General features: G+C 51.6%; 23 protein-coding genes and 1 other RNA gene. 7 read left to right on the top strand and 17 right to left on the bottom strand.

The genetic code is table 11. From position 1 onward, the window contains the following. Positions 1–15: 15 nt before the first annotated feature. Entirely contained in the window at positions 16–1,599 is a 1,584-nt protein-coding gene (locus IB212_RS17495; RefSeq protein ID WP_188245862.1) for an MFS transporter, read from the bottom strand. Positions 1,600–1,749: 150 nt separating this feature from the next. Between IB212_RS17495 and IB212_RS17490 the strand changes: the two genes are divergently transcribed. The 3 genes from IB212_RS17490 (at position 1,750) to IB212_RS17480 (ending at position 4,682) form a co-directional block, all read left to right on the top strand. Continuing rightward, positions 1,750–2,535 carry an IclR family transcriptional regulator gene (locus IB212_RS17490; RefSeq protein WP_020688229.1) on the top strand — a complete coding sequence of 262 codons (786 nt, stop codon included), beginning with the start codon at positions 1,750–1,752 and terminating at the stop codon, positions 2,533–2,535. A gap of 391 nt (positions 2,536–2,926) precedes the next feature. Further along, the gene (locus IB212_RS17485) at positions 2,927–3,811 is read left to right on the top strand and encodes an NAD(P)-dependent oxidoreductase (protein ID WP_042718065.1); all 885 of its coding nucleotides are present in this window, start codon (positions 2,927–2,929) and stop codon (positions 3,809–3,811) included. Between the two features lie 67 nt (positions 3,812–3,878). Beyond that, on the top strand, positions 3,879–4,682 hold the full coding sequence (locus tag IB212_RS17480) for an SDR family oxidoreductase (protein WP_042718064.1): 804 nt from the start codon (positions 3,879–3,881) through the stop codon (positions 4,680–4,682). 130 nt (positions 4,683–4,812) lie between these two features. Here the strand turns inward: IB212_RS17480 and IB212_RS17475 are convergent, their stop codons facing one another. The 3 genes from IB212_RS17475 to IB212_RS17465 all read right to left on the bottom strand — a co-directional run bounded on the left by IB212_RS17475 (position 4,813) and on the right by IB212_RS17465 (position 8,191). Continuing rightward, positions 4,813–5,652 (bottom strand): SDR family oxidoreductase, encoded by an 840-nt coding sequence (locus tag IB212_RS17475; RefSeq protein WP_042718063.1) that lies wholly within the window; start codon positions 5,650–5,652, stop codon positions 4,813–4,815. Further along, positions 5,642–6,850, bottom strand: a complete 1,209-nt coding sequence (locus IB212_RS17470; RefSeq protein WP_188245861.1) for an MFS transporter — start codon at positions 6,848–6,850, stop codon at positions 5,642–5,644. The genes IB212_RS17475 and IB212_RS17470 overlap by 11 nt, the downstream gene beginning before the upstream one ends. 204 nt (positions 6,851–7,054) lie before the next feature. Further along, a complete protein-coding gene (locus IB212_RS17465; RefSeq protein WP_042718060.1) occupies positions 7,055–8,191 on the bottom strand; it encodes a metallophosphoesterase in 1,137 nt (378 codons plus the stop codon). Positions 8,192–8,298: 107 nt separating this feature from the next. On the opposite strand from IB212_RS17465, the gene IB212_RS17460 reads away from it, so the two are divergent. Next, complete coding sequence (locus tag IB212_RS17460) at positions 8,299–9,282, top strand: LysR family transcriptional regulator (protein ID WP_127353584.1); 984 nt, start codon at positions 8,299–8,301, stop codon at positions 9,280–9,282. 49 nt (positions 9,283–9,331) lie between these two features. Here IB212_RS17460 and IB212_RS17455 read toward each other — a convergent pair whose 3' ends face one another. The 9 genes from IB212_RS17455 to smpB form a co-directional block, all read right to left on the bottom strand. Continuing rightward, a complete protein-coding gene (locus IB212_RS17455; protein WP_223239657.1) occupies positions 9,332–10,135 on the bottom strand; it encodes a sugar phosphate isomerase/epimerase in 804 nt (267 codons plus the stop codon). A 310-nt stretch (positions 10,136–10,445) separates the two neighbouring features. After that, on the bottom strand, positions 10,446–11,048 hold the full coding sequence (locus tag IB212_RS17450) for a site-specific integrase (RefSeq protein WP_023320086.1): 603 nt from the start codon (positions 11,046–11,048) through the stop codon (positions 10,446–10,448). Positions 11,049–11,158: 110 nt separating this feature from the next. Continuing rightward, the gene (locus tag IB212_RS17445) at positions 11,159–11,923 is read right to left on the bottom strand and encodes an NADPH-dependent F420 reductase (RefSeq protein WP_042718056.1); all 765 of its coding nucleotides are present in this window, start codon (positions 11,921–11,923) and stop codon (positions 11,159–11,161) included. 17 nt (positions 11,924–11,940) lie between these two features. Next, complete coding sequence (locus IB212_RS17440; protein ID WP_049137951.1) at positions 11,941–12,675, bottom strand: NADPH-dependent F420 reductase; 735 nt, start codon at positions 12,673–12,675, stop codon at positions 11,941–11,943. 30 nt (positions 12,676–12,705) lie between these two features. Beyond that, positions 12,706–13,140, bottom strand: coding sequence for a MarR family winged helix-turn-helix transcriptional regulator (locus IB212_RS17435; RefSeq protein WP_174592426.1), 435 nt, complete (start codon positions 13,138–13,140; stop codon positions 12,706–12,708). A 602-nt stretch (positions 13,141–13,742) separates the two neighbouring features. Continuing rightward, a complete protein-coding gene (locus tag IB212_RS17430; RefSeq protein ID WP_188245859.1) occupies positions 13,743–17,372 on the bottom strand; it encodes an ATP-binding protein in 3,630 nt (1,209 codons plus the stop codon). 138 nt (positions 17,373–17,510) lie between these two features. Next, complete coding sequence (locus tag IB212_RS17425; RefSeq protein WP_188245858.1) at positions 17,511–18,752, bottom strand: integrase; 1,242 nt, start codon at positions 18,750–18,752, stop codon at positions 17,511–17,513. A gap of 204 nt (positions 18,753–18,956) precedes the next feature. Beyond that, positions 18,957–19,320, bottom strand: a transfer-messenger RNA (tmRNA) gene (gene ssrA, locus IB212_RS17420). A gap of 89 nt (positions 19,321–19,409) precedes the next feature. After that, on the bottom strand, positions 19,410–19,892 hold the full coding sequence (gene smpB / locus IB212_RS17415; RefSeq protein WP_024908331.1) for an SsrA-binding protein SmpB: 483 nt from the start codon (positions 19,890–19,892) through the stop codon (positions 19,410–19,412). Between the two features lie 156 nt (positions 19,893–20,048). Here smpB and IB212_RS17410 point away from each other — a divergent pair, with 156 nt between their 5' ends. After that, positions 20,049–20,486, top strand: coding sequence for a type II toxin-antitoxin system RatA family toxin (locus IB212_RS17410; RefSeq protein ID WP_008502504.1), 438 nt, complete (start codon positions 20,049–20,051; stop codon positions 20,484–20,486). Next, on the top strand, positions 20,476–20,763 hold the full coding sequence (locus IB212_RS17405; RefSeq protein ID WP_041908623.1) for an RnfH family protein: 288 nt from the start codon (positions 20,476–20,478) through the stop codon (positions 20,761–20,763). The genes IB212_RS17410 and IB212_RS17405 overlap by 11 nt, the downstream gene beginning before the upstream one ends. 103 nt (positions 20,764–20,866) lie before the next feature. Here IB212_RS17405 and bamE read toward each other — a convergent pair whose 3' ends face one another. The 3 genes from bamE to nadK form a co-directional block, all read right to left on the bottom strand. Next, complete coding sequence (gene bamE / locus IB212_RS17400; protein WP_028014132.1) at positions 20,867–21,205, bottom strand: outer membrane protein assembly factor BamE; 339 nt, start codon at positions 21,203–21,205, stop codon at positions 20,867–20,869. Positions 21,206–21,343: 138 nt separating this feature from the next. Further along, entirely contained in the window at positions 21,344–23,005 is a 1,662-nt protein-coding gene (recN, locus tag IB212_RS17395; RefSeq protein ID WP_041908625.1) for a DNA repair protein RecN, read from the bottom strand. An 85-nt stretch (positions 23,006–23,090) separates the two neighbouring features. After that, positions 23,091–23,969 carry an NAD(+) kinase gene (nadK, locus tag IB212_RS17390; RefSeq protein ID WP_008502500.1) on the bottom strand — a complete coding sequence of 293 codons (879 nt, stop codon included), beginning with the start codon at positions 23,967–23,969 and terminating at the stop codon, positions 23,091–23,093. Positions 23,970–24,091: 122 nt separating this feature from the next. Here nadK and grpE point away from each other — a divergent pair, with 122 nt between their 5' ends. Further along, the gene (gene grpE / locus IB212_RS17385; RefSeq protein WP_032644906.1) at positions 24,092–24,685 is read left to right on the top strand and encodes a nucleotide exchange factor GrpE; all 594 of its coding nucleotides are present in this window, start codon (positions 24,092–24,094) and stop codon (positions 24,683–24,685) included. A 51-nt stretch (positions 24,686–24,736) separates the two neighbouring features. On the opposite strand, the gene IB212_RS17380 is transcribed toward grpE, so the two are convergent. Continuing rightward, the gene (locus IB212_RS17380; protein ID WP_032644905.1) at positions 24,737–26,023 is read right to left on the bottom strand and encodes an HlyC/CorC family transporter; all 1,287 of its coding nucleotides are present in this window, start codon (positions 26,021–26,023) and stop codon (positions 24,737–24,739) included. Positions 26,024–26,033: the final 10 nt, after the last annotated feature.

Below are 26,033 nucleotides of genomic sequence, written 5' to 3'. Positions count from 1 at the left end.
ACCACCTCTATTTTGTCATTGCAGGTTGAAAAGTGTCTGGGGCGGCCAGACACGTTTTGGCAACCAGACAGTGAGTAATAACAGAAGGACGGCAAAGCCAGTCATCAGCAGATAGCTATCGGCCAGACTCAGAACAATTGCCTGATGTTTTAATAAGGTGATAAATCCAGCGATGTTCTCGGTGTTGCTGATGCTGCCGTCGTGTAATAAAGGAATGCTGCTGCTGGCCTGCTCGCTGACCGGTGTCGATATCAACCATGGGCGGTTGGCTACGTTATTGACCAGAACATTAGAATGAAATTGCTCTCTGTCATTTATAAACCATTCCACTAAAACGCCAGCTGCGATGCTTGAAAAACCCCGTACGGTATTGAACATAGCAGAGGCATAATGTCCTTCAGGGGGAGCCACAACGCTGGTTGCGCTCATAAGCAACGGTAAAATAATTGACGGTAATCCAATCGCCTGCAGAAGCTGTATTGCCCAGAAATTCTGGCGTGACCAATCGCTGGTTATCTGCATACCCATCAGGCTGGCAGAAATCATCAGAACAATCCCGAAAGCTATCAGACAGCGACAATCAACCCAGCGCAGACTAAGCAATGCGGCAACAAGCGGGGTGATAATTAACTGCGGGAGCCCAATTATCAAAGCCAGCGGGGCAAACTGCACTGTTCGAAAGCCCTCTACTTTACCAAAGAAATTGGACGGCAAAGCAGAGCCAGCCAGTGCCAGTACCAACACTACAGCGAGCGCCATCAGGCCATATGAAAAGTTACTTCTCTCCAGCATCTGTAATTTGAACAAAGGGAGGGGATGAAACCATTCATTAATCAGGAAAATCGTCAGGCACACGAAGGCGCTGGATAACAGGCCATTAAATAAGGGCGATTCAAACCAGTCCAGACGTCCACCCTGAGTGATGGCGATTATCAAAAACGCCATTCCAGAACAGCCGGTAATCATACCGAACAGGTCGATCTGTTTAAATCGGTCGAGGTGAATCGGGTCCTGCGGCAAACCCCAGCCAATAAAGAGCATCGAAATCAAAATGGCGGGGACCACTTGCCAGAACATGAACATCCAGCTCACATCATCTGTCCAGAATGCCGCCAGTGAAGGGGCCACATTTGGACCAAAAGTCGCAGTCAGAGCATAAGCGCCAAGTCCATAAAGTTTTATCGATGGTGGCAGAAAACGTAGCGCCACAGTCATGAGTAAGGGAGGTAGGGCACCGCTAAACAGGCCCTGTATCGTTCGCAAGAGAATAAACAGCGGCGCATTCGGGAGCAAGGGTAAAAGTATGCCGCAAACCATAAAACCGCCAGCGCAAGTAAGCACGAATTTACGCAGCGAAAAAGTCACAGCAAACCATGGTGCGATCATCATCGCCACTACTTCTGCGGCCTGGTAGGCAGAGGTGAACCAACTGGCTTGATCATAAGTCACGCCAATTCCGGCACGCACATCCGCAAGCGCTATATCTATAACCCGACCATTAAGTCCGGAAGTTAAGGCTGCGATGAGTATCCCCACAAATCCCATTGCAAGGCGCCAGGTAAAGGGGGGCGAAGGTGGAGTAGAACGCTGTGCATTCATACAAAGTTCTCATGCATTATATCGATACGATGTACCACATTATGATACACATGTGACATCTTACATTGCGATAGCGTCCATTGCAATGTGATAATTAATACATGAACCGAGGTAACAGGCTGTCCGTGACCGGACAATAAGGAGCTCTATATGGCCGTAAATGTTTCAAGCTTTGAGGATGAAAAAACCGGCGGGATTCAGGTTATCGCCCGCGCAGCTGCAATTTTGAATGTGCTGGGAAAACACCCAGGCGGCATGAGTCTGGGAGAAATTGCGCAGGAGGTTGCTCTCCCTCGTTCAACGGTGCAGCGTATTGTCGCGGCTTTAGATAGCGCTCAACTTGTGCGTAGCAGCGGGGCCGGTGGCCTGCGTCTGGGACCTGCACTACTCAAACTTATTTCCAGTGTGCACAGCGATGTCGTGGATCTTGTACGTCCCTTCCTAGAGCAACTTTCGGCCAATATTAATGAAACAGTGACCCTGGCACGTGCCAGCGGTACACAGCTGGCAATCATCCACTACGTCGTAGCAACACGGGAATTACGTGTTGTACCTCGTATTGGACTTAATTTGCCGCTCTACAGCACTTCCGGCGGACGTGTGTTACTGGCTATGGAAAGTGATGAAGATGTCCGCATACTGGTAGGCGAAGCCTATGAAGATCTCACCGGAATGACAGTTAAAACTCTTCCACAGCTTCTGGAGCTGATCGCTGATGTTCGTGCCAAAGGGCTGGCTATAGATCTGGGGGAAACTCTTGAGGGTGTCTGCACGATAGCGGTAGCGCTGGACACACTTTTTGGTCGTTTTTCTATCTCATTATTAGTTCCAGCGCCACGTTTCCATAAACATGAAACCTTTTATCGGCAAGAACTCATGCAATGCAAGGAGGCAATAGTTAATGAAATTGGAAGAATAATTTCGGTAGGAGAATAACTAACAACATCAATAATTGTTCTCAACGAAATTTGTTAGGCCGCTTGCACGATCCGGCCTGACCTGCCCCCAGCATTAGATACAACGATCAGTTAGTAATAAGAGTTGACCAGCTTCCCGTTGTTCAACACTAAGCACTGTTAGCTACTTCCGCTTTTGGCACACAGCAGACAAGTACCTGCCGATAAAGGTCTGCTGAGAGCGATAAGCGGACATTCATTTTTGGAGCTTCAGTGTAAGCCCTCTTATCAGTTCACGGATTCTGCCTGTTCTACAAACAAACTTCGATTGATGAATTGAATTAATAGAAGCTTTTAGTCTGTCTCATCACATATTGTTTTTTGTCGACAAAACTTAGGGTTGATTTGCACCTCAACCATAAGGACGAAGTATGTCAGATAAAAAACGTATAGCCATTACCGGTGCTTCAGGGAAAATTGGCAGGGTGACAGTAGAATGGCTTGAGAAAGCCGGTTATGACCTGTTTCTCATCGATAAAAAAGAGCCCGTAACCGATGCCCATCCAGCGATGATCGCGGATTTAGAGGATTTTGGTGCAACGCTCGACGCACTTTCCTCCGTCGGGGAAGACGTTTATTCACGACCTGAACCTGCAGCCTTTGATGCCGTGGTTCACCTTGCCAGTATTCCTCACCCCCGAATGATCCCTGATTCTGACGAGTTCAGAAATAATATGCTGGTTACCTTCAACGTATTTGAGGCATCCAGGCGGCTGGGAATAAAAAATATCATCTGGTCATCGAGCGAAGTCCCTACCGGCGTGCCTTACGACCAGTGGGATGCCCCCTATGTTCCGGTGGATGAGCACTACCCGGCCCGGGGGATCAGCATTTATGCGCTGACTAAAGTGCTGGGTGAAGAGATGGCCCGTCAGTTCTGCCTTAATAACGCTGACATGCGCATTACCTGTCTGCGGCTTTCTAATGTTATGGCGCCGGAAGAGTACGCGCAGTTTGAAAGCTGGCAGAACGATCCTGCCGTAAGGCAATGGAATATGTGGACTTATGTTGACGTCCGGGATGTAGCCCAGGCGATTGAGAAAGCTGTCGAATATGATGTCAGGGGTAAAGATGAGTTCTTTATTACCAGCGATGTGACCTGCATGCGAACCCCCACACAGGAACTTCTGGACCGCTACTATCCAGGCGTTGAACAGCGTAAAAATTTTGTAGGTAATGAGTCAGCACTCAGCAGCGAAAAGGCAATGCGCGTCCTGGGATATCGCCCAGCGCACCGCTGGACCGATAGCGTGTGATGCTCACGCGCCCTCCTTTGCTACCGGCCTGCACATGGCCGGTTAACCCCTTTAACCGGAGAATCATATGAGTGAGAAAAAACTGGCTCTTATTACTGGCTCGAGCAACGGTATCGGCCTTGCACTTGCTGAAGAATTTGCAGCTAACGGATACGATCTTGTCATCGTCGCCAGGGATGAAAAAAAACTTTCAGCCACGGGTGAAAACCTGCAAAAACGTTTTTCAGTTAACGTACACGCGTTCAGTGCTGACCTGAGTGAGTATGACCAGATAACAGACCTGCAGGCCAGAATGGATGATGCCGGTTTAGCCCCTAATGCACTGATCATCAACGCCGGCCAGGGACTCGGCGGCGCGTTTATCGACGGTACCGATCTTGAAAAAGAGCTTAGATTAATCCGGCTCAACGTTGATGCTGTGGTACATCTTTCTAAAATATTTATCCCGCGGCTCGTTGAGCAGGATAACGGGCACGTTCTTATCACATCGTCGCTTTCCGGCTCGGCGCCAATACCTTTCGAAGCGGTTTACGGGGCGTCAAAGGCTTTCGTAAACTCCTTTTTTTACGCCATACGTAACGAGCTGATGGGGAGCGGTTTATCAATGACGCTTCTGATGCCTGGGGCAACGGAGACCAATTTCTTCAAAAATGCAGGACAGGCCAGCACGACCGTAGGTTCGATGAAAAAGGACGATCCGAAAGAAGTGGCAAAACGTGCCTGGTATGCCCTGATGACAGGACATGAATTTGTCTATGGCAGTGAATATGCCGAATATGAGGGCGAGGTGATGAACAGAATGATGAGTGAGTCACATAAGGCTCAGCGTCACCGAATCATTTCTGAACCCGACTCTGCCACAAAAAAGTAAATCCGCACGGCGCCGGGCATCAGCCCGGCGCCTCTTTCATCAGCATAAATACAATGCCAAAAGCATGGTTGCTGACGACCTCATTTCATCTTTTAGGCAACCTGCCCCGGAGCGGGCTACCGATGACACATCAGTTTTTCATCCAGCGTTCAAAAGCCGTCTTCCAGTCAGGATGCCAGCGCGACAGGGCCGGGCGGTTGTCCAGCATATCCTGGGCGGCCCAGAGGATACGCTTAGCATCCATCTCGCTGGTCACAGCGTTATCAGGGCAGATGATATAGAAGTCACCCCGCTCAAAGCGCGGGAGGAAATAGTCAATAACCTGCGCAGCCATCCACGCTTCATCTGGCTTGTTACCGCTGCGCTCGTTCATGCCAGGATCGTTCATATCGGTCCAGGTATAGCCTGGCACCAGAAGATGAGCGGTGAGCCTGATGCCGGTTTCCTTCACAAGCTGATGAGACAGCTGCTCCGTCAGCACCTTTACGGCTGCCTTTGAGGCGTTATAGGCTGCGAACCCTGGTGGGGTCGTAATACCCTCCTTCGAGCCCAGGTTAACGATCGCACCGTTCTCATCCATTTTTAACATTTCCGGCAGAAAAATATGCTGTGTGGCAACCATGGACAGCAGGTTTACCTCCATCTGCTGTCGCCAGAGAGTTGGGGAATCACAGGCTCCGGCAGCTATTTTCACGCCGGCATTGTTAAACAGCAGATTTACTTTCCCCCAGGCGCTGTAAACGGTGTCCTTGAGCTGTTGGAGATCTTCATCACGGGTAATGTCGCCAGTGACCAGCAGCGTTTCAACCTCCAGTTCGCCGGCCAGCTGCTCGAGCGCCTGTCTGTTCCGGTCAAAAAGACAAAGCTTCATGCCCTTTCGTGCCAGCTCCCTTGCCGCCGCAGCGCCAATACCTCTCGCCGCGCCGGTTATTACGGCAACGTTACCTGTACTGATGACTTTATCGTTCATGATTTCTCCCGTCAGTAATGCGTACCGATAAGAACATAAGAAGAAGTGCTAACAGGGAAAAAGCAGCCCCAACCCACCCCGTAGATAGCCAGCTTCCTCTCGAAGCGATAACGAAACCGCCTGCAGCTGCGCCAAGCGCATTGGAAATATTAAACGCGCTGTGTGTCAGGGATGACGCCAGAGTCTGTGCCTCACCGGCAATGTTCATCATATGGGCCTGAAGCGCTGGCACGAGCGAAAATCCGCACCCGAGCATAAACAGCACGATGAGAATCGGGGTCTGCAGTGTGCCCGTAAGGGAAAACAGGCCCAGAAAGACGATGTTCCAGGCGATGATGCCAAATATGGATGGGATCAGCGCAATGTCCGCCAGCCTGCCACCGATAATGTTGCCAGCAACCATGCCCGCCCCCCAAAGAACCAGGATCCATGGCACGGCTGAGGTTGAAAACCCGGCAGCTTTCGTCAGCGCCGGGGTGATAAAGCTGTATACGGCAAACATGCCCGCAAAGCTGACTGAAGCGACGGCAAACGTCATTAGGATCTGTGGGCTCTTCAGCGCGCCAAGTTCCTTGAGCGGTGAAGCGGACCTGTCGGCCGCCACGGATGGGACAAAAAGCATAACCATTATGGACGTCAGCACCAGGCCCGCTGCCACCATCCAGAAAGAGATTCTCCAGCCCAGCGTCTGGCCCGCCCATGTGACAAGCGGAACGCCGGCAACGTTCGCTACGGCCAGTCCCAGCATAACGTAACCGATATACCGGGCTTTGTGCTGTGGCGAGACCATTGAAGCCGCCACGAGCGCGGAAACGCCGTACCAGGCGCCATGAGGCATACCAGCAATAAAGCGTGCTGCGAACATGGAATTATAGCCCATGGCCAGAGCGCTCAGGGCATAGCCTGCAAGTGTAATAATTAACAATATCAGCAGAAGGTTTTTACGGGCCCGGCGCGCGCCAAGCACCGCGATCGCAGGGGCACCGACCACCACGCCTGCAGCATAGGCGCTGATATAGCCTCCCGCGGCAGGGATTGAAACGCCGGTTCCCCGCGCAAGATCCGGCAGGAGGCTCATGGGCGCAAACTCGCCCGTTCCGATGCATAATCCGCCCGCGCCCAGCGCAAGCATGGCCGGAAAAAGACCCACAGGTGGATGAATACGTTCATCCTGCCGTGAAAGCGTTTGTTCAGACATTGACTATGACTCCTGATCCCGTTCACTGCCGGGTGCAAAAAAGAAGAACCGCTACCAGTCGGGTAAGGGCTCTCAGCTATGTGCAACTTATGAGTCACAACGTTCAGGAAAGAACGGCAACAGGCAGTGGTATATTGAACTGAAATAAACTATAAACGTCTCCTTTCGGTTATTGATGAATCAGATAGTCAGTAACGATGAGTATTATTCAACAATTCTGTTGCTGGTTTCGCCATGCAGGGTGATAAGCGTTATTTCGGCAGGTTTTCCAAGCCGGAAGGGAAAACCGTTCCAGATGCCGGAACCGTTGCTGACGTAAAGCTTCAGGGGCCCTGCTTCATACAGCCCGGACACAAAACCGTTATTAGCCGATGCGACCAGCCTGTCGAGACCGGCAATCATACCGCCGTGAGTATGTCCGGAAAGCTGAAGGCTAACTCCGCTTTCTGCGGCCTCGTCAGCATTTTCAGGCCTGTGGTCAAGAAGGATGACGGTTTCACCCGGGCGGGAAAACTTCAGGGCCAGGGACAGATCAGGACCCGGCAGGCCGTATGATGGCGCAACGACATCCGTCACGCCCGACAGATACAGCGAGTCGCTGCCACGGCTTATACGGTAACCGGCATTATTAAGAAAATGCAGGCCCAGTTTTTCAAAGGTCTGGATCCAGTTTTCAGCGCCGAAGTAATATTCATGATTGCCCGTTACGGCAAAAACGCCGTCCTCAGCCCGCAGCTGTCCAAGCGGCTCAATGTCGGAGAAACGCGCTTCTGGCCAGCCATCAATCATATCCCCGGTAACCACAATCATATTCGCATCGAGCTCACGGGTGCGGGTAACAACATCCTGTATCCAGCTTCGCGGCAGCAGTCTGCTGGCGTGCAAATCCGTCAGTTGAACTATCCGGTAACCATCAAAACGGGGGGACAGGCTCCTGAGCGTGACGTCTATCTTTTTCACTTCAGGAACCGCTGTACCATTTTTCAGGGCCAGCGCTGTGAGCATGGCCGCCAGAACAGGCAGGATAAACCAGAAAGCTGTATGCCATTTCATCCGGCGTCCTGATACCAGTCGGTGCAATATCCAGAACAGGTCACGCAGTACTAACAGGACTGCCATAAAGACGGTCATACCGAAAAACCCGGTAGTAAGCAGCAGCAACGGTTTTGGTATCTCAGGAGAAAACATATTCCCCGTAAATAATTTCGTGATCAGATGAAACTCGCAGGCCACAATCATTGCGCCTGCGACGGCTATTTTTACCGAAACCGGGGCGGGAAGCGGCCTGATAAAACGAAACAGCACGTAAAGCGCTGGAATGAGGGTCCAGATATGAAACACGCGGAAATCTCCCGGGAATTAAAAACTGTTAGTTTGCCGTGGCAGCGGGTTGCAACGTTTTGTTGAATGAATCTAAACTTACCATCCTTCAGGAACGATTTAATGCAATGTCATTTGACATTGCATTGAATTTTAATCAACGGTTTAACGCCATGTCCTCCAGACTGTCTACCACGCTCACCCGAAGCGATCTTGCTGAGCTCAACGCATTTCTTATCACTGAGAAAAGGCGCAGTTTTACTAAGGCCGCCATAGAACTGGGGATCACCACCTCTGCGCTGAGCCATACCATACGCAATCTCGAGACGCGCCTGGGTGTCAGGTTGTTGAACAGAACAAGCCGTACGGTCTCTCCGACCGAAGCGGGCGCAAGCCTTGCTCTGCGTCTTGAAACAGGCTTTAAAGAAATAGGCGACGCGCTTGAGGAAATTAACCGCATGCGCGATCGGCCCGTTGGAAAGCTCAGGCTTAATGTGCTGAGTGACGGAGCACGCCTCATCATGGCGCGACATCTTCCACGCTTTATCAGCAAATATCCTGAAGTGGAACTCGAAATCAGCGTTGATGACAGAATGGTCGATATCGTCCAGGAAGGATTTGATGCCGGGATCCGCTTTGGCGGAACCGTTCCTGAAGATCTCGTTGCAGTCCGCCTGGGGGGAGAACTCAGATGGGTAGCGGTGGCATCGCCACGCTATCTTTATCAACATACTCCCCCTGCCGTGCCTGAGGATCTGCGCCTGCATAACTGCATTCAACTGCGCACCGGGCAAGGCGTCATCTACAAATGGGAATTCCGTAAAGGAGAAGACTATCGCGTAGTTGACGTCAGGGGGCAGCTCTGTGTGAGCGAAACGGCGCTGGCAATTGAGCTGGCGCTGTCCGGCGTCGGTATTGCTTACTGCCTCGAAGACCGGGTGAGTGATTATATTCGTGACGGCAGGCTCAGGATTGTCCTTCCTGAATGGGCTCCTCTGGAAGAGCCGATGTATCTGTACTATCCAGGTCACAGACAAGTTCCCCAGGGATTAAAGGAACTTATCGAAACTCTGAGAGAAGAAATAGAACTAACACATGCAGTTTCAGCCTGAATCAGGCTCAGGGATTCGCAAATCACCTGAGCCTGAATTTCATAACCTGTTACGGATGTTTTTGAAGCATTTCCTTAAGGTTATGACGTGAGGTCGTTATGATAGTCCAGGGATCTTTTGGCGCGTCATGCTCAACAATATACCACTCAACCCCACTGCTTCTCCCCGCACTGATGATTGAGCGCCATTCCAGCAAACCTTCACCTGCCGGAGTGAAATTCATTTCGTCATCACGAATCCCGATAGCAGCGTTATCTTTTGCATGAATCGCATAGACGCGTCCTGAATATCTTGCAATTATTGACGCAGGATCCTGTCCTCCACGTGCAGCCCATGCCACATCGAGTTCAAGGCTAAGATTATTCTTGTGGGTATGCTTCATAATCAAATCCAGGGCTGTCACATCATCATACTTCTTCATCTCAAAATTATGATTATGGTAAGACAACGACATTCCTTCATTTCTTAACGCCTCCCCCATACGATCAAGCCTCCTGGCGTAATCTATCCATCCCTGTTTTGTCGTAGGTCGTTCATTAACCTCAATCCATGGGACAACGAGGTGAAAGTTTCCTATGCCTTTGTTAAAAGCAACAATTTTTCCGCGCTCGCTCTCAAGAGCAGATAGCTGTACATGCGATGAAATAACGTTAAGCTGATATTTTTTCAACGTTTCCTTCATTGTCGGTAAATCCATGTGATGATCACCGACAAGTTCTACATGTGAAAATCCCGCTTTTTTAGCCATGGCAAACTGTGCATCGGTATTACCAACATTTCTAAGCGTGTACATCTGAATAGCAATATCGTCCTGCGCTTCGGTGCGGGCATACCCCACCATGCTTGCCATCATAAGGACTCCACAAAAAATCGAGTTTTTAATCATTATCGTTCTCATTAAAAAAGTAATCGATTACAAAATATAATTCGGCAGATTTTTAATACAACAAGCATCCATAAAAATGTGAACTAAATCACTGAAAGTAATTTTCCCTAATAAGCAATATAAGTTAATTCATTTGACATTTTTGTTAAAAATCAATCCACAGCAGTAATCCAACTCCATTACAGAGGTCGCTGAATATACGTGTCGACATTAACCATTAGAGTTCGTGCTTAACGTCCGTTTATGGCACAGGGCTGCTGTTGCAGCCCTGACAACCTTAGACTTCAATCGATTCAGAGATCTCTAACGCATCATCGACTTCGATGCCTAGATAACGGACAGTGCTTTCCAGTTTCTTATGGCCCAACAGAAGTTGGATCACCCGGAGATTCTTGGTTTTCTTGTATATCAGGTAAGGTTTTGTTCTTCTCATGGAATGTGTGCTGTAAAGCGAAGCTTCGAGACCAAGCTTTTCTACCCACCCATGAAAAATTCGGCTGTATTGTCGGGTTGATATGTGCCGGTTAGTTCCGATCCGAGACCGAAACAAGAAGTCTTTACTGTGCAAATTGCCAAGCTTTATCAATGCAGCAACAGCTTCTCTTGTCCCTTTGGTTATCTCAAATTGCACAGGGCTTCCGGTTTTCTGTTGCAGCACCGTTGCTCTGCTTGAAACCGAGCTACCATATGCAACATCAGATACTTTGAGGTTCACCAGATCGCAGCCTCGTAGCTTACTGTCTAAGGCCATATTGAACAGAGCTAAATCACGCGTTTTACCTTCCAGTTCAAGCCGGATTCGGATCCCCCAGATATGAGATATCTGAAGTGGTCTTTTTTGGCCTATGATACGGTCTTTATTCCACGGTGACGTGTTCATACTCAAATCTCCTGCAATGTGGGAGATTTGAGTATGGTTGTCTCTTATGAGCGAAGAGCAGATGTTTGCATTTTCGCTCATACATCGATAAATGAAATATGGCTTACGGATTACATAAAAAGAGCCCGGTGTAATCGAACAATATAATCTGCAGTCGGATTGGATTGCTTATCGCCCATTCGCTCCTGAATTGCCTGAACAGCAATATCCCGACGCGCAGGCAGCCGTGTTTTTTCCGTTGCGGCGATCGCTGACTTCATTTCATCAAATGTGAGGTCAGTACAGTAGCAAGGTGCACCCGGTTGTTGACGCCATGACTCCTCAACTGTACCTGCATCGAAGGCGTCAAACCCCGTATCACTGACAAGACGCATAATCAATTTTTTGTGCTCTACGATATTCCCTGCCACCGGAATTGAAATACGTCCTGCTGTACCCTCTGCTTTACCTTTTGTAGCGAGAGAATCTGAACCTATTGCATTCCAGGCCTTCACCAGTGGACGGTTCAGGAGATGCGCTACCCACGCGCTTTCGACCTGACCATCTGAGAACCCATCGATGATTCCGTCGCGATGTGGGTAATAGTTCGACGTGTCAGCAACGATAACATGACTGGGTAATGTCCGGATCAGAGGCGCGATATCCGCAACCTTTGCCATAGGTATGGACAGGATGACAACCTGTGCATCCTGTACTGCACTGGCTGCATCGGCTGCTTCAGCGCCCGTTTCAAGCACGTCGGGGGCTATCGTTTCAGGCCCACGTGAATTTGCAACCTTAACGGAGTGACCGGCAGAGGCGAGACTGCGAGCAAGCGTTTTACCGATATGGCCGGTTCCCAGAACAGCAATCCGGTACTTTTCATAATTAATCATAACATCCCCTTTTTGGCTCAGGCCGTTACTGCACGGTTACGTTTAACGATGGCATCATGAGTGAGTTGTTCGCCTGCAGACATAAACTCCTTGATCAACGCATCTCTGTTTAGTGGAGCGCGAGTTTTATCCGCTGCCTTAAGGGCTGCTTCAAGCTCTCCGGTTTTTAGCTCAGTACAGTAGGCTGGCGTGCCGGGCTGTTGCCGCCATGATTCGCTAAGCGTACCGGCATCAACTGCATCGAAACCGGTCTGACTGACCAGTTCAAGTGCAACAGATTTTGCTACCGTACTGTCGCCGGCAACCGGAATAGCGATACGTGAGGGTGAACCGGCAACCAGCCCTTTATCTTTAAGCGTCTCGGCCAGAACAGCGTTCCAGGCTTTGACAAGAGGGCGTTTGACTATTTCACTGGCATACACGCTTTCAGGTTTGCCTTCACGGATCTCTTCAATGTCCCCGTCGCGGAAGGGATAGTAGTTAGACGTATCAATGACGATCACGCTCTCCGGAACATCACGCAAGAGTTCAGCCAGTTCAGCATGCTTATCAAAGGGCGTAGAGAGGATGATGACATCCACATCTCGTACGGCTTCCTGACGCTCAACCGCCAGTGCCCCAGCTCTTCGCGCAATCTCTGCAATTGTTTCCGGTCCCCTTGAGTTAGCCAGTTTGACCTCATGGCCCTGCACAGAGAGCTTATGTGCCAGAGTCGCACCAATGTTTCCAGCGCCAATAATGCCTATTTTCATACCAGTACCTTTTGTCTGAGTGGAGGATGATCAGTTATCAGCGGGATGGGCAAAGTTATTGAGGGTATCTCGTAACTCCTCGAGCTTCGCATCCGATAACTGACAGGCTGATTTGATTTTTTCGGTTACGTGCCACAGCTCGCTTTGCAAAGCGAGCCCGTCATCCGTAAGAGTAATGAGGACTCGCCTTTCGTCAGCGCGATCCCGCATGCGAACTATGCGTCCGGCAGCCTCAAGCCGTTTGAGAAGGGGGGTAATGGTGCCGGTATCCATGCCGAGCTTATTCCCGATATCACCCACGGTGCGTGGGGTTCCGTTAAACAACTCCAGCATGACCAGATACTGGGGAAAGGTTAGCCCCAGCGGGTCCAGCAACGGCTTATGTAACCGGTTCATGCGGCTCGCCGCACCATAGAGGGCAAACGAAAGTTGTGTCCCTATTTCCTGTCGTGACTGCATGCTCATATGCCAATCCGTTATCTTGTAGATGATTATATAGTGCACTAGATAAAACCATATAACAAACTTTTAATCAGTTAAAGAGTGATGAATGAGTAATTCGTGCGGTATGACAATGACAACAAAGCAGGCTGAGAAGTCTCCAGACTGACGGGTACTATCGTTCCAGGCTATTCAAACAGGTCCGCTTCTGGCACTAAACGGGCTAAAGCAGACTGATTTGATGAGATAAGGGTATAGATGAATTCTCCATACCCTTGAACGATTACTTCCCAGTTGATTTGCTTGGTTTCAGTCCTGGGGTATTGCCGGGTTTATCCTTATTATCACGTCTGCGTTGATCGGGTTTTCCTGTTGATTTTGCGATTGGTTTTGGACCAGGTTTAAGCCCCATAATCATACTCCTTAGCCATGTCAGAGGTTATTCCTCAGTGTGGATATAAGGGGAGCGGTAAGAATTATCAAGCTTGTATGGGCGGTGAAAAGTGACTACTTGATTATTATGTGAGCAATGTCAGATTTTAACACATAGCGGCCAGCCCATTACTGAAGTTAGCCAAAAATGAGTCGCGATGAGCCCTCAATAATGAGGGCCACCTCGGAGATTGTTAGGCTGATTTCGCCAATTGCCGATGCAGGACCTGAAGGCTAGTTCCCGCCCCTGTCCATGCAGCAGCCGAGCCGACCACATACAGGTTTTGCTTGGCGCGTGAGACGGCTACATTGATTATGTTTGGTGGGCTTGCCGCCCACTGACGTGCTCTTTGCTGACTCGCTTTCGGCGCACCCAGCAACAGGATTACCGTGTCCGCCTCTCGGCCCTGGAACGTGTGGATTGTGCCTACACGATCACGGCACCATTCATCCAGCTTTACGCCGAACGTTCGCAGCAGATCAGTTTCACTGTCGAGACGCCGACGCATGTTCTGCTCTACGATCTTGAATGGTGTGATGATAAATACGTCCGGATTTGTAATGCCCGATGCTGCCAGCTCTTTGAGCATTCGCACAACCGCTTCGCCCTCGTCGGGACACCACTTCGTCTCAGCATCGCCATTGATATCCACCCAGTGAGATCTCCCCAAAGCCGAGCCTATAGATCCGGGTTTTTTAGGCCCGACAGCATGGACCATCTGCCCGGCATAGGCGATGGAGTTAGAAACATCAAACATTGGGTTCTGGCAACGCCTGTGAACGAGCAATGGCAGCCCGACTTCTCGATCACCTACGTCCATGACGAAGGTGGATTTGAAGCGCGATGCCTGATCAGCAAGGGTCTGCGTAGATGCTGCGGGGGCAGACCATTCGACTTGGTCAATGTCAAAGAACTTGCAGATTTCGGCGTTCAGCTTTTCAGGAAGTGAAACTACAGGTGGGATTTGCAACGGGTCACCTACCACAATGGAGCGCTTTGCCCGCATGATAGCTCCAACTGCTGCCTGAGGAACGGCTTGGCCCGCTTCATCTACCAGAAGCCAACCAATGCTCTCTGGTGGCAGATCCCCGAACATCGTCCGAACAGAGGCGAATGTCGTGGACACGGTCGGCACAACCACGAAAAGGCTTGACCAAAGGTCGGGGAGAAGTTCACGGTGAGCGGAAGACTGGAAGGCACCAGCTACCATGCCTGACATCAATAACCCAAGATTGTGTTGCAAGCGGCTGGCCGAAGCATCGATGAACGTTTTATGCACAGTCAGGGCAGCGGCGAAAAGATCCTCCCGCAGGCGATGAACCTCATCGGGAAGCCATGGCGCAGTGAGGTGGATAGCCTCGTGCTCGCGCTCGAAGAACCTCTCATCAACGACCCTGTCTCCCATACGGTTTCGTGCCTGTGCCTCGGTTGCCTTCAATTTCGAGACAGCCTGACATTTGCTGGAAATTTCCTGGTCGAGTTGCTGTAACTGGGACTCAGTATTGCTCCACTCAGCCCTTGCAAGCTCCAGGGCCCTGTCTGTCTCCTGCGCCCGTATGACTGATTGCTGCAAGGTCGTCGAGAGCTTCTGCAGTGTCGATCTCCACGACTTCCAGGCCGCAGTCGCAAACAAACGGGAGAAGAAACCTGGACGGCAAGCAAGATGGCTGTCGAGCATGATCTTGTCCTGCTCGATCTGCGATTTTGCCTTCTCATGCTCTCGTTGGCAGGATTCAGCAGTCTTGTGTGCCTCTTCGACGGCTTCATTCAGACTCGGTCGACGCTGTTCAGCCCTTTGAAGTTCGGTGATCGCTCCCTTGAGCGCCTGGATATCCCGTCGCATCTCTTCGATGCTGGCGATTTCGGCGTCTACCGTCTCCTTAAGTTTAAGAAAGGCGGTTCGCGCTTTCAGCCAGGCCGCAGCAGCATCCGCTTCGTTGGTGCTGGGCCGCTCATTGACAACCACGCTGGGCATCACACGATCGATGGTTTCGCCAGTTCGCTCGTCCTTGATCTCACGCATGACATTTATGCCGCGAGCTGCTTTCAGGTAGGTAAGGAAACCACCGTCTTCATTCCACCAGAAACCTTGCTGAAACGCGCCTCGGTTGCTGCTCTTGCCGAGAGCAGCGGCGATCAGCCCCCAGGTTTCGACAGTGTCGGAGGGGATGTCCCCCTCGGCCTCGGCTTCGAAATAGCCGGCGCGTTTGGGATTCGCAATCAGGTCGCTGATGGACCGGAAGTAGGCGATCTGTTCATGGCGACCATTGGCTTCCTTGAGAGGAAGCTCTTTACTGACGTTTTCGACCGCTTTGTTATTGGAGGAGGCTACGACGATCTCATGGCCCCTCAAGGATGCATGTAACTTGTAGAAGTGCAGGAATGCATTGGAACCGAATGCCAGCTTCTCGCCTGTTGTGGAAAAGGCATCCTGCGGTTTGTTGAAGCCGGACATCGCCGTGGCCCGATCGAGAATGCATCCAACGACGATATCCCGGAGAAGAGTGGTCTTACCGGTTCCCGGAGGCCCATTGACGCCGATGATACCTGGAGCATCATTCAGCTCAGCACGCGCCGCATTCACGGCAGCCTGTTGAAGCAACACCAGTGGATGGCCGCCTTTCGAAGGCCAACGAGCCTGCGGCATGAGCGACGGTGCGACGAACGGCTCAACTGCGGAAATGGGCGATAGCACGTCGATTTTCTGGTCAGGTCTGCCAATTCCCATGTAGCGGCGCAAACCGGTTCCGGCTTTGCCCGTCTCGAGCAATTTGGTTGCTTCACCGAGATCTTCAAGATAGAAGGAATTCAGTAATGAAGGTTCAGGCGGCGCCTTAGCCTTGAAATGATGAAACACCTTAATCGCGAATGTGGGTGGCTCAACCAAATGCTCGGGTACACTGAACTGCGATACAAGCCATTTATAAGCGTTATGAACAACATTCAGATCGATCGGTATGGGTTCTCCATCTTTGTTGTGGTGGCGAATCATTCGATCCAGATGCTTGATAATGCGCGGCTCAACATTCGGCCAATTCCCTAAACTCCCAAGCTTCAGATCGAGAGCCGGCTTGAGTGCCCAGGCAAAACTTGACACGGCAACGCCTTTTTCCTCAAGCACATAGCCTTCTTTGTCGATCAGGATCGAGCCGATGGCCGCTTTCTTACCGTCCGGGCGTGAACGCTCCTCATCCTCGCCAAAAACCTTGACCAGCTCGTCCGTCGCCTTGTCGAGAGCGATGGAGCCGAGGACGACCTCGAAATAAAGCTTATAACTGGGCTTGCTGCGGGCATTTGGTCCCCATGGAACACCTCGCTCCAATAGAGCAACCCTAGAGCGGTCGCCGGTTGCCATATCCTCTGGGCGTTTATAACCTTGAGGCGACAGTGCTTCGAGGGCTGTCCATGCTGCCAGTATTGCTCGCGCATCATTCGCCTTACCTGATGGAGAAAAAGACGGGATCGGACCAAGGTCGATTTGGTCTTTGTCGAATTGCTCTCGTATGGCAGAGTCTGGGATGGCCTTCAGTTGCAGTTGCTCTTCCGCAGCAGGCGAATTGTGGGGCACAACTCGAGAAGATTGAATGGACACCGAATCGGGATGGCGTGTTGATGGGCTGGAAGCCGACATGGCGACCACGCTGTGGCCGCTAAGTGCAAATAGAGATTGCTCGATTTTAGCCGTCAGCGTCCGCGCCTTGGCAGTGTTGCGAAAGGTCAGCTCGCTCAACAACTGTTCAAGTTCGCTAACATTGTTGCTGGACTGCTCGAAGATTGCTTCCAGATCGAAGATTGATTTTTGCGCATACTGCCGTGTCTTCATTTATTTCTGCGGCTCCATATCCCTTCCATTAAGAGATATTATGCTAATTAGCTTTATTTCTAAAACTACTAGCTTTCGCTTGAAATATAAATTCTCATCTGGCCCACTACTAAAGTGGGAACTGTCATTAATTATCCGTCATCCCGCTAAACGCTCTCCCCTCATACCTCCCTCAATCATATTTCCGCGATCAGCAGCCATAACAAAATCAGCCCACCATTGCATCATCGGTCGCCGTTGCTCAAGGTAATCACTGCGGTTATAAGCGCGACGTACCTCATTTTTGTCTACATGAGCCAGTGCTGCTTCAATGACATCAGGCAGAAATCCATCCTCATTGAGTGCCGTACTAGCGATAGAACGTAAACCGTGTGATACGAGTATGCCTCCTAAGCCAGCACGCTTGAGTGCAGCATTCACTGTCTGGCTGTTCATCGGCTGGGTAGGCTTAATGCGACTGGGAAAGATAAATTCTCGATTACCACTTAACGGCTTCATCATCTCCAGTATCGCAATTGCTTCATCTGACAATGGAACAGTATGGCCGCGGTTCATTTTCATGCGTGCTGCAGGAATCTTCCACTCTCGCGCTTCTATGTCTACCTCTTCCCAGCGAGCTTCAGCCGCTTCGGCAGGGCGGGTAATAGTAAGAAGTTGCCACATGAACAGGCAGCGTGTGGAAAGGCTAATGCTGGCTGTTCGCATTGTCTGCATCAGTTGAGGTAGCTGGTCCGGTCGAATGCTGGGCATGTTCTTTTTCTGAGGCTTCTCGAAGGCTTTACCGATATTAACGCTGGGAACAGCATCAATCAGCCCTGTGTTTTGGGCATAGATCATGACCTCATTAATGCGTTGGCACAGTCGACGAACGGTTTCCAGTGCTCCTCTGGCCTGAACAGGTTGAACGGCCTGAACCAGTGTGTGAGCTTTAATATCTGTAACGCTAACGTCCCCAATTGCAGGAAAGACATCTCTCTCAAGAGAGCGCCAGATATCTTCTGCATAGTCCGCTGTCACGCTTGCTTTCTTCACATTCCACCAACGTTCAGCTACGAGCTGGAAAGTATTGGTTTTGGCTTCAATTGAACTGCGCAGTTGTTCCTGCTGATGTTCCTGGGGATCAATTTGTTTCGCCAGAAGAGAACGGGACTCTGCCCGATAGTTTCGGGCATCGGCAAGGGTAACTGACGGGTAGGGACCTATGCTCTTCTTCGCACGTTTCTTAGTGACAGGGCGAATGTAGCGAAACTGCCAGATTTTACTTCCGCTGGATTTGATGAGTAGCTCAAGGCCATCACCATCATAGAGAACGTAGTCCGCTTCTTTGGGTTTGGCGGATTCGATTTCTTTAACGGATAGAGGTTTGGTTTGTCTTGCCATTGCCGGGTTTCCATAGTTTTAGGCACCTCAAAAACAATAAAGCTTTATGAGGTGCCTAACAAGGTGCCTAAAAGGTTCGGATTTAATTAGTTCTCTTCGGAATTCGCGGGACAAATTGAGGGCACAAAAAAACCCGCAGGGCTTGCGCCGTGCGGGCTCTTAGGACTTCATCGGATGACTCTGGTAATCACCGATGGAGAATTTTGGTGGAGCTGGCGGGAGTTGAACCCGCGTCCGAAATTTCTACATCCTCGGTACTACATGCTTAGTTTGTCTTTACATTCGCACGCCAGCTGCGGACAGACACGCCACTAACGAACTAGCCTGATTAGTTTTAACGCTTCAACCCCAGGCAGGGCTTCCACGCGATCTCTTTTGGGTTTGACCTCTCTTTGATCCCCGTCTTAAGAGCGGAAGCTAGGGAGAGAGGGCTCAGAGCAGGTTATTAAGCTGCTAAAGCGTAGTTTTCGTCGTTTGCGACTATTTTTTTGCGGCTTTTAACGAGGCAAACCGCCCCTCGGCATGCACCTTGGGTTTCGCAAATCCCGTCGAATCCAGAATCAGCCCCAATAGTGTTGAACTAAGTATACCAGATTTCACTTCCTGGATACCAGCCCGGAACGCTAACTTATTGAATAGTACAATAAGTGTGCAGAATCAACGTCCTGCGTTTTTCATGATGCGCGCTTTATCCAACTGCCACTCGCGTTCTTTCAGGTCAGTACGTTTGTCGTGCTGTTTTTTACCTTTCGCGACGCCAATTTTTACTTTGCACCAGGCGTTTTTCCAGTACAACGACAGGGCGACCACGGTGAAACCTTCACGGTTGATGCGTCCGTAGAGGGATTCCAGCTCACGCTTGTTCAGCAGCAGCTTACGGGTGCGTGTTGGGTCACATACGTAGTGCGACGAGGCGACGGTCAGCGGCGTAAAGTTCGCGCCGAACAGGAAGGCTTCGCCATCTTTAAGGATCACGTAGCTGTCGCCGATGTTGGCTTTCCCGGCGCGCAGCGATTTTACTTCCCAGCCCTGCAACGCAAGGCCAGCTTCGAATTCTTCTTCAATGAAATACTCGTGGCGAGCACGCTTGTTGAGCGCAATGGTCGCCGAGCCTGGTTTATGTGCTTTTTTCTTCGTCATAAGTGTCGTAAAGCCGTCGGTAATCTGATTTCAAAAAGTCACCTCATTGCGTCCTGTGAGGTCTAACGCGCTATCTTAGCACGAGATGAGGCTTAGCGTTTTTTTAACAGGTGATAAATGTTATTATTTATCCGTTGTGTGACCATGGAAAATGCTATGCCTCAGATTAGCCGTACTGCGCTCGTTCCTTACAGCGCGGAACAAATGTATCAGTTAGTGAACGATGTTCAGTCTTATCCAGAGTTTATCCCGGGATGTACCGGGAGCCGCGTTCTGGAGTCTGGCCCGACGCAGATGACTGCGGCGGTGGATGTCTCCAAAGCGGGGATCAGCAAGACGTTCACCACCCGCAATACGCTGACTAACAATCAGAGTATTTTGATGCATCTGGTGGATGGTCCATTTAAAACCCTGATGGGTGGCTGGAAGTTTACGCCACTGAGCGCTGACGCCTGCCGCATCGAGTTCCATCTGGACTTTGAGTTCACCAATAAGCTAATCGAGCTGGCGTTTGGCCGCATCTTTAAAGAGCTGGCGTCAAATATGGTTCAGGCGTTCACCACTCGTGCCAAAGAGGTTTACAGTGTCGCATAAGATTGCTGTAGAGGTGGTCTACGCGCTGCCGGAGAAGCAGTACCTACAGCGTGTAATGCTGGAAGAGGGGGCAACCGTAGAGGCGGCTATCCGCGCGTCCGGCATCCTTGAGCTTCGCAGAGATATCGACCTGGCGAAGAATAAGATCGGGATTTACAGCCGTCCGGTGAAGCTGGGCGATGTGCTGAGGGAGGGCGACCGGGTCGAGATTTATCGTCCGCTGATTGCCGATCCGAAAGAGCTGCGTCGTCAGCGTGCGGAGAAGGCGGGTAAGTAGCGCTTCTTTCCCTCACCCTGTTCCTCTCCCTAAAGCGGCGAGGGGATCAACACAAAACAAAAAAGGTGCTCAATGAGCACCTTTTTGCTTTTCTGACGCCTGATTATTTGGTCAGCGCAGGCTTGTTGTCGATGTTGGTCAACACACCGGCGCTGCTGAAGGTCAGCGTCAGGGTCTGCTGGGTCACGCTTTCGTGGCCTGGCTGCTGACGGAATACATAGAACCAGGTGTTAGTGCCGAACGGATCGGTCATCATCGGGGTTCCCAGTGCATAAGCGACCTGCTGTTGTGTCATCCCCACGCGGATTTTGGACACATCGTTAGGGGTAAGGTAGTTCCCCTGGTTGATGTCAGGACGGTAAACCACTTTCTCCAGAGTGGAACAGCCTGCGGTCAACATCAGAAGAACCGCTGCGGCAGCGGTCAGCATTTTACAACGCATAGTGATTTGATTCCTTTTCGGGCCCGAGCAGAACGCGGCTCATATGTAATATGCCGATGATAATAGACCTTGCCCCACTTTGAAACCGGTCTGGCGGCGTTTTTGTTGTTCTGTATGACCCTGAGATCCCGAAAAAGTTTATGCCGCCAGCAGTTCTTTCGCGTTCGCGAGCGTATTACGCGTGACTTCACTGCCTCCGAGCAGTCGTGCCAGCTCCTGCAGACGCGCGCGTTTATCCAGCGGCTTCATGTGCGTTTCGGTCATTTCGCCGTCGGTTTCTTTACTGACAATAAAGTGATGATGACCACAGCCCGCAACCTGCGGCAGGTGGGTGACACACATCACCTGCGTTGATTCACCTAGCTGGCGCAGCAGTTTACCCACCACTGCCGCCGTTGGGCCGCTGATGCCGACATCCACTTCATCGAAAATCAGCGCCGGGGTTTCCATTTTACGCGCGGTAATCACCTGAATCGCTAGCGCAATACGCGACAGTTCACCGCCGGATGCCACTTTGGAGATGGCCTGCAGCGGCTGCCCCGGGTTGGTGGTGACGCGGAACTCGATGCGATCCGCTCCTTCTGCCGTCAGGTGGTTCTCTTCAAAACGGACATCAATAGTGAATATACCGTGCGGCATCGCCAGCGTGTGCATGCTGTCGGTGATGTGCTGGCTTAGCTCCTGAGCGTAATGTTGACGGATCTCATGCAGTTTTTTCGCCGTGGTCAGCGCCTGCTGATGATGCAGGTTCACTGCCAGAGAGAGGGTTTCCTGCGAATCCGCCTGATCGTCAAGCTGCTGCTGTTCTTCGAGCAGAGACTGATAATAGCCTGGTAGTTCTTCCGGCGTGACATGATGCTTGCGCGCCAGTGAAATCTGACGAGAAAGGCGCTGCTCCAGCTCAAACAGGCGGTTCGGGTCGAGGTCCAGCCGTTCACAATAATGACGCAGTTCGTCACTGGCTTCTGAGATTTGAATCGCGGCCTCTTCCAGCATATCCAGTACGCCAGAAAGTTTACTGTCCATGCCGGCCAGTTCGGTGACCAGTTGACGGACATTGTACAGCTGGCTCTGCAGGTTAACGTCTTCGCCATCTGCCAGCATGTTGAGGGCATTCTGGCTGGTTGAGAGCAGGTGGCCGCTGTTGGCGAGGCGCTTGTACTCTTCGTCAATTTGTTCAAACTCACCCGCCTGCGGGTTGAATTCGTTCAGCTCTTTAAGCTGGTACGCCAGCAGCTCCGCACGCGCGGCGCGCTCCTGGCTTTGCTGCTGGTGCTGGGCGAGCTCGCGGCAGCTCTGATGCCACTGGCGGAAGTGCTCCGCCATAAGCTGAGTAAGCGCGTACTCACCCGCATAGCCATCAAGCAGGGCTTTCTGCTGTTCTGGTTTGACGAGTTGCTGATGCGCGTGCTGACCGTGGATCTGGATAAGCAGCTGGCCGAGTTCGCGGAGCTGGGAGAGGGGGACTGCAGTGCCGTTGATAAAGCCACGGGAGCGCCCGTCGCTGCTGATCACGCGGCGAAGTAAACACTCACGTCCATCTTCGAGCTGATTTTGTTCCAGCCAGCGCAGGGCTGCAGGGGTATCTTTCAGGGAGAAACGTGCGCAAAGATCGGCACGGTTTGCGCCCATGCGCACCATGTCGCCCTCTGCACGGCCGCCAAGGCACAAGCCGAGGGCATCAATGGCAATGGATTTACCCGCACCGGTTTCGCCGGTGATCGCCGTCATGCCGCTGTGGAAATCGATCTCAAGCTCACGAACAATGGCAAAGTTGCTGATGGTCAGTTGTGCCAGCATAATTGTTTTCCTGTATGAAAAACCATAACTGTGTTTTCATACAGTATAAACTGGTTTTTTATACAGTAAAGTACTGGATGCAAAATCAGAACAATTTTTTTGACCAGCCAAGCTTCGAGCTTAATGTGTTGAAATAGCTGTAATCTTTCGGGTGAATCAAGTTCAGGTGGTAATCACACCGGCGAATAAGAACATCTTCACCTTCCTGGATTGGCAGCGCGATCTGGCTGTCGCAGCTGATCTCCAGGTCGTTACGGCGGTGCGAGAAGCGCAGACGTATCGTGCTGTCGCCGTTAATCACCAGCGGGCGCGCGGAGAGCGTGTGCGGGAACATCGGCACTAGCGTAATAGCATCCAGAGAGGGCGTCAGGATCGGGCCGCCCGCAGAAAGCGAGTAGGCGGTTGAGCCGGTCGGGGTGGAGATAATCAAACCGTCAGAACGCTGGGAGAAGGCAAAGATTTCGTCGATATAAACTTCGAACTCAATCATGTGTGCCACTTTACCGGGATGAAGCACCACCTCGTTAATCGCGGTGCTGATGCGCTTCTGGCAGTCCTGCTGGCACACCTGCGCTTCCAGTAAAAAGCGTTTTTCGCTGATATAATGACCTTCCAGCACGTCGGCCAGCTGTTGCTGCGCGTTGTCCGGGTCGAGGTCGGTTAAAAAGCCGAGATTGCCGCGGTTGATACCGATGACCTTGATGTCATAACGCGCCAGCGTGCGTGCCGCACCGAGCATGTTGCCATCGCCGCCCACCACCACGGCGAGATCGGCCTGTTGGCCAATTTCCGCCAGCGTGCCGGTTTTGACGCTCTTCAGCTGCAGTTCCTGCGCAATTTGCTGCTCGACCATCACTTCATAGCCTTTGCTACACAACCAGCGATACAACATTTCATGTGTCGTCAATGCGGTAGGGTGACGCGGATGCCCGACGATCCCAATACACCTGAAATGATTATTCATTTTCTGGAGGTCCTTGTGCCTGATGAATGATGACAATCTCTCTTGTTCCCTTGAATCCAGGAAACTGATCCCCATAATAAGCGAAGTTAGCGAGATGAATGCAGAAAAACGCGGAGAAATTCATGAGTAGTAAAGAACAGAAAACGCCTGAGGGGCAAGCCCCTGAAGAAATTATCACGGAACAGCACGATGAAGTTGAGGCTGTAGAGCCAGACGCATCTGCTGAGCAGGTGGACCCGCGCGATGAAAAAATTGCGAATCTGGAAGCCCAACTGGTAGAAGCACAGAATCGCGAACGCGACACCGTTCTGCGCATCAAGGCGGAAATGGAAAACCTGCGTCGTCGCACCGAGCAGGACGTTGAGAAGGCGCATAAATTTGCGCTGGAGAAATTCGTCAACGAACTGCTGCCGGTGATCGATAGCCTCGACCGCGCGCTGGAAGTGGCTGACAAAGCGAATCCGGACAACGCGGCGATGATCGAAGGTATCGAACTGACGCTGAAATCCATGCTCGACGTGGTGCGTAAGTTTGGCGTGGAAGTGATTGCGGATACCGATGTGCCGCTGGATCCAAACGTTCACCAGGCCATTGCGATGGTGGAATCTGAAGAGATTGAAGCCGGTAAAGTGCTGGGCGTGATGCAGAAAGGTTATACCCTGAACGGCCGTACCATTCGCGCTGCGATGGTGACCGTGGCGAAAGCGAAAGCCTAATTTGCTACCTGTAGTGCCGGGTGGCGGCATTCGCCTTACCCGGCCTACGCTTTATTCGGCAATACTTTCCCGAAGTGGCGTGACGGGCAGCACCTTCACCTGCTTAATCATATTGTCCTGCACGTCCAGGATATCAATATCGTACTGCTCAATGCGCACCCGCGTGCCCGCCGCTGGGATCTCTTCCAGCGCTTCCAGAATCATCCCGTTCATGGTACGAGCTTCATCTTCCGGCAAATGCCAGTTAAAGGCTTTGTTGAGTTCACGGATGTTCGCGCTACCGTCAATCAGTACCGAACCGTCGTTCTGCGGAGTCACTTCCTCCGCGAGGGAAGGGGACATCGACGTGGTAAAGTCCCCGACAATCTCTTCCAGAATATCTTCGACCGTCACCAGGCCCTGAATATCGCCGTACTCGTTGACCACCAGGCCGACTTTTTTCTTGTTGCGCTGGAATTTAACCAGCTGCGTGCTGAGCGGCGTACCTTCCGGCACGTAGTAAATCTCGTCCGCGGCGCGCAGCATCACCTCTTTGGTGAACTCTTTTTTCTCGGTCATCAGACGGTAGGCTTCGCGCACGCGCAGCATGCTGATGGCATCATCCAGCGAGTCGCGATAGAGCACGATGCGCCCATGCGGGGAGTGCGTCAGCTGGCGGACAATGGCTTTCCAGTCGTCGTTGATGTCGATACCGACGATTTCGTTACGCGGCACCATGATGTCGTTCACGCTCACTTTTTCCAGATCCAGCACCGACAGGAGCATATCCTGATTGCGCCGGGAGATCTGCGAGCGGGATTCGTTCACGATGGTGCGCAGCTCTTCTTTGCTGAGCGCGCTGCTGATAGTGACGTCGGCTTTGATCCCCACCATCCGCATTAAAACGCGCGTGACCATGTTCAGCAGCCAGACCAGCGGCATCATCAGGATCTGCAGCGGTGCCAGCAGGAAGCTGCTCGGATAGGCCACCTTTTCCGGGTAAAGCGCGGCGATGGTTTTTGGCAGCACTTCGGCAAACACCAGCACCACAAACGTCAGCACGCCGGTGGCAATCGCGACCCCGGCATTGCCGTACAGGCGCATCCCAACGATGGTGCCGAGGGCTGAGGCCAGAATATTGACAAGGTTGTTGCCGATAAGCACCAGGCTTATCAGCCGATCCGGCTTGCGGAGCAGTTTTTCAACGCGGCGGGCGGCACGGTTACCCTGTTTAGCACGATGACGCAACCGGTAACGGTTTAAGGTCATCATGCCGGTTTCCGAGCCGGAGAAATAGGCGGAGATGACCACCATGACGATCAGGATAACGATCAGCGTGGTGGTAGAGATGTGTTCCAGGGGGAACTCC

It is taken from the genome of Enterobacter sp. E12 (assembly GCF_014596715.2).
In the GTDB taxonomy this organism is placed as follows: Bacteria; Pseudomonadota; Gammaproteobacteria; order Enterobacterales; family Enterobacteriaceae; genus Enterobacter; species Enterobacter bugandensis.
The sequence above is the reverse complement of the archived record's forward strand: the minus strand, read 5'-3'. Positions and strand labels throughout refer to the sequence as shown.

Coding starts and splice junctions, on each gene's coding strand:
- IB212_RS17495 (WP_188245862.1), bottom strand. CDS start 1,599: ATGAATGCACAGCGTTCTACTCCACCTTCGCCCCCCTTTACCTGGCGC.
- IB212_RS17490 (WP_020688229.1), top strand. CDS start 1,750: ATGGCCGTAAATGTTTCAAGCTTTGAGGATGAAAAAACCGGCGGGATT.
- IB212_RS17485 (WP_042718065.1), top strand. CDS start 2,927: ATGTCAGATAAAAAACGTATAGCCATTACCGGTGCTTCAGGGAAAATT.
- IB212_RS17480 (WP_042718064.1), top strand. CDS start 3,879: ATGAGTGAGAAAAAACTGGCTCTTATTACTGGCTCGAGCAACGGTATC.
- IB212_RS17475 (WP_042718063.1), bottom strand. CDS start 5,652: ATGAACGATAAAGTCATCAGTACAGGTAACGTTGCCGTAATAACCGGC.
- IB212_RS17470 (WP_188245861.1), bottom strand. CDS start 6,850: ATGTCTGAACAAACGCTTTCACGGCAGGATGAACGTATTCATCCACCT.
- IB212_RS17460 (WP_127353584.1), top strand. CDS start 8,299: ATGTCATTTGACATTGCATTGAATTTTAATCAACGGTTTAACGCCATG.
- IB212_RS17455 (WP_223239657.1), bottom strand. CDS start 10,135: ATGATGGCAAGCATGGTGGGGTATGCCCGCACCGAAGCGCAGGACGAT.
- IB212_RS17450 (WP_023320086.1), bottom strand. CDS start 11,048: ATGAACACGTCACCGTGGAATAAAGACCGTATCATAGGCCAAAAAAGA.
- IB212_RS17445 (WP_042718056.1), bottom strand. CDS start 11,923: ATGATTAATTATGAAAAGTACCGGATTGCTGTTCTGGGAACCGGCCAT.
- IB212_RS17440 (WP_049137951.1), bottom strand. CDS start 12,675: ATGAAAATAGGCATTATTGGCGCTGGAAACATTGGTGCGACTCTGGCA.
- IB212_RS17435 (WP_174592426.1), bottom strand. CDS start 13,140: ATGAGCATGCAGTCACGACAGGAAATAGGGACACAACTTTCGTTTGCC.
- IB212_RS17430 (WP_188245859.1), bottom strand. CDS start 17,372: ATGAAGACACGGCAGTATGCGCAAAAATCAATCTTCGATCTGGAAGCA.
- IB212_RS17425 (WP_188245858.1), bottom strand. CDS start 18,752: ATGGCAAGACAAACCAAACCTCTATCCGTTAAAGAAATCGAATCCGCC.
- smpB (WP_024908331.1), bottom strand. CDS start 19,892: ATGACGAAGAAAAAAGCACATAAACCAGGCTCGGCGACCATTGCGCTC.
- IB212_RS17410 (WP_008502504.1), top strand. CDS start 20,049: ATGCCTCAGATTAGCCGTACTGCGCTCGTTCCTTACAGCGCGGAACAA.
- bamE (WP_028014132.1), bottom strand. CDS start 21,205: ATGCGTTGTAAAATGCTGACCGCTGCCGCAGCGGTTCTTCTGATGTTG.
- recN (WP_041908625.1), bottom strand. CDS start 23,005: ATGCTGGCACAACTGACCATCAGCAACTTTGCCATTGTTCGTGAGCTT.
- nadK (WP_008502500.1), bottom strand. CDS start 23,969: ATGAATAATCATTTCAGGTGTATTGGGATCGTCGGGCATCCGCGTCAC.
- grpE (WP_032644906.1), top strand. CDS start 24,092: ATGAGTAGTAAAGAACAGAAAACGCCTGAGGGGCAAGCCCCTGAAGAA.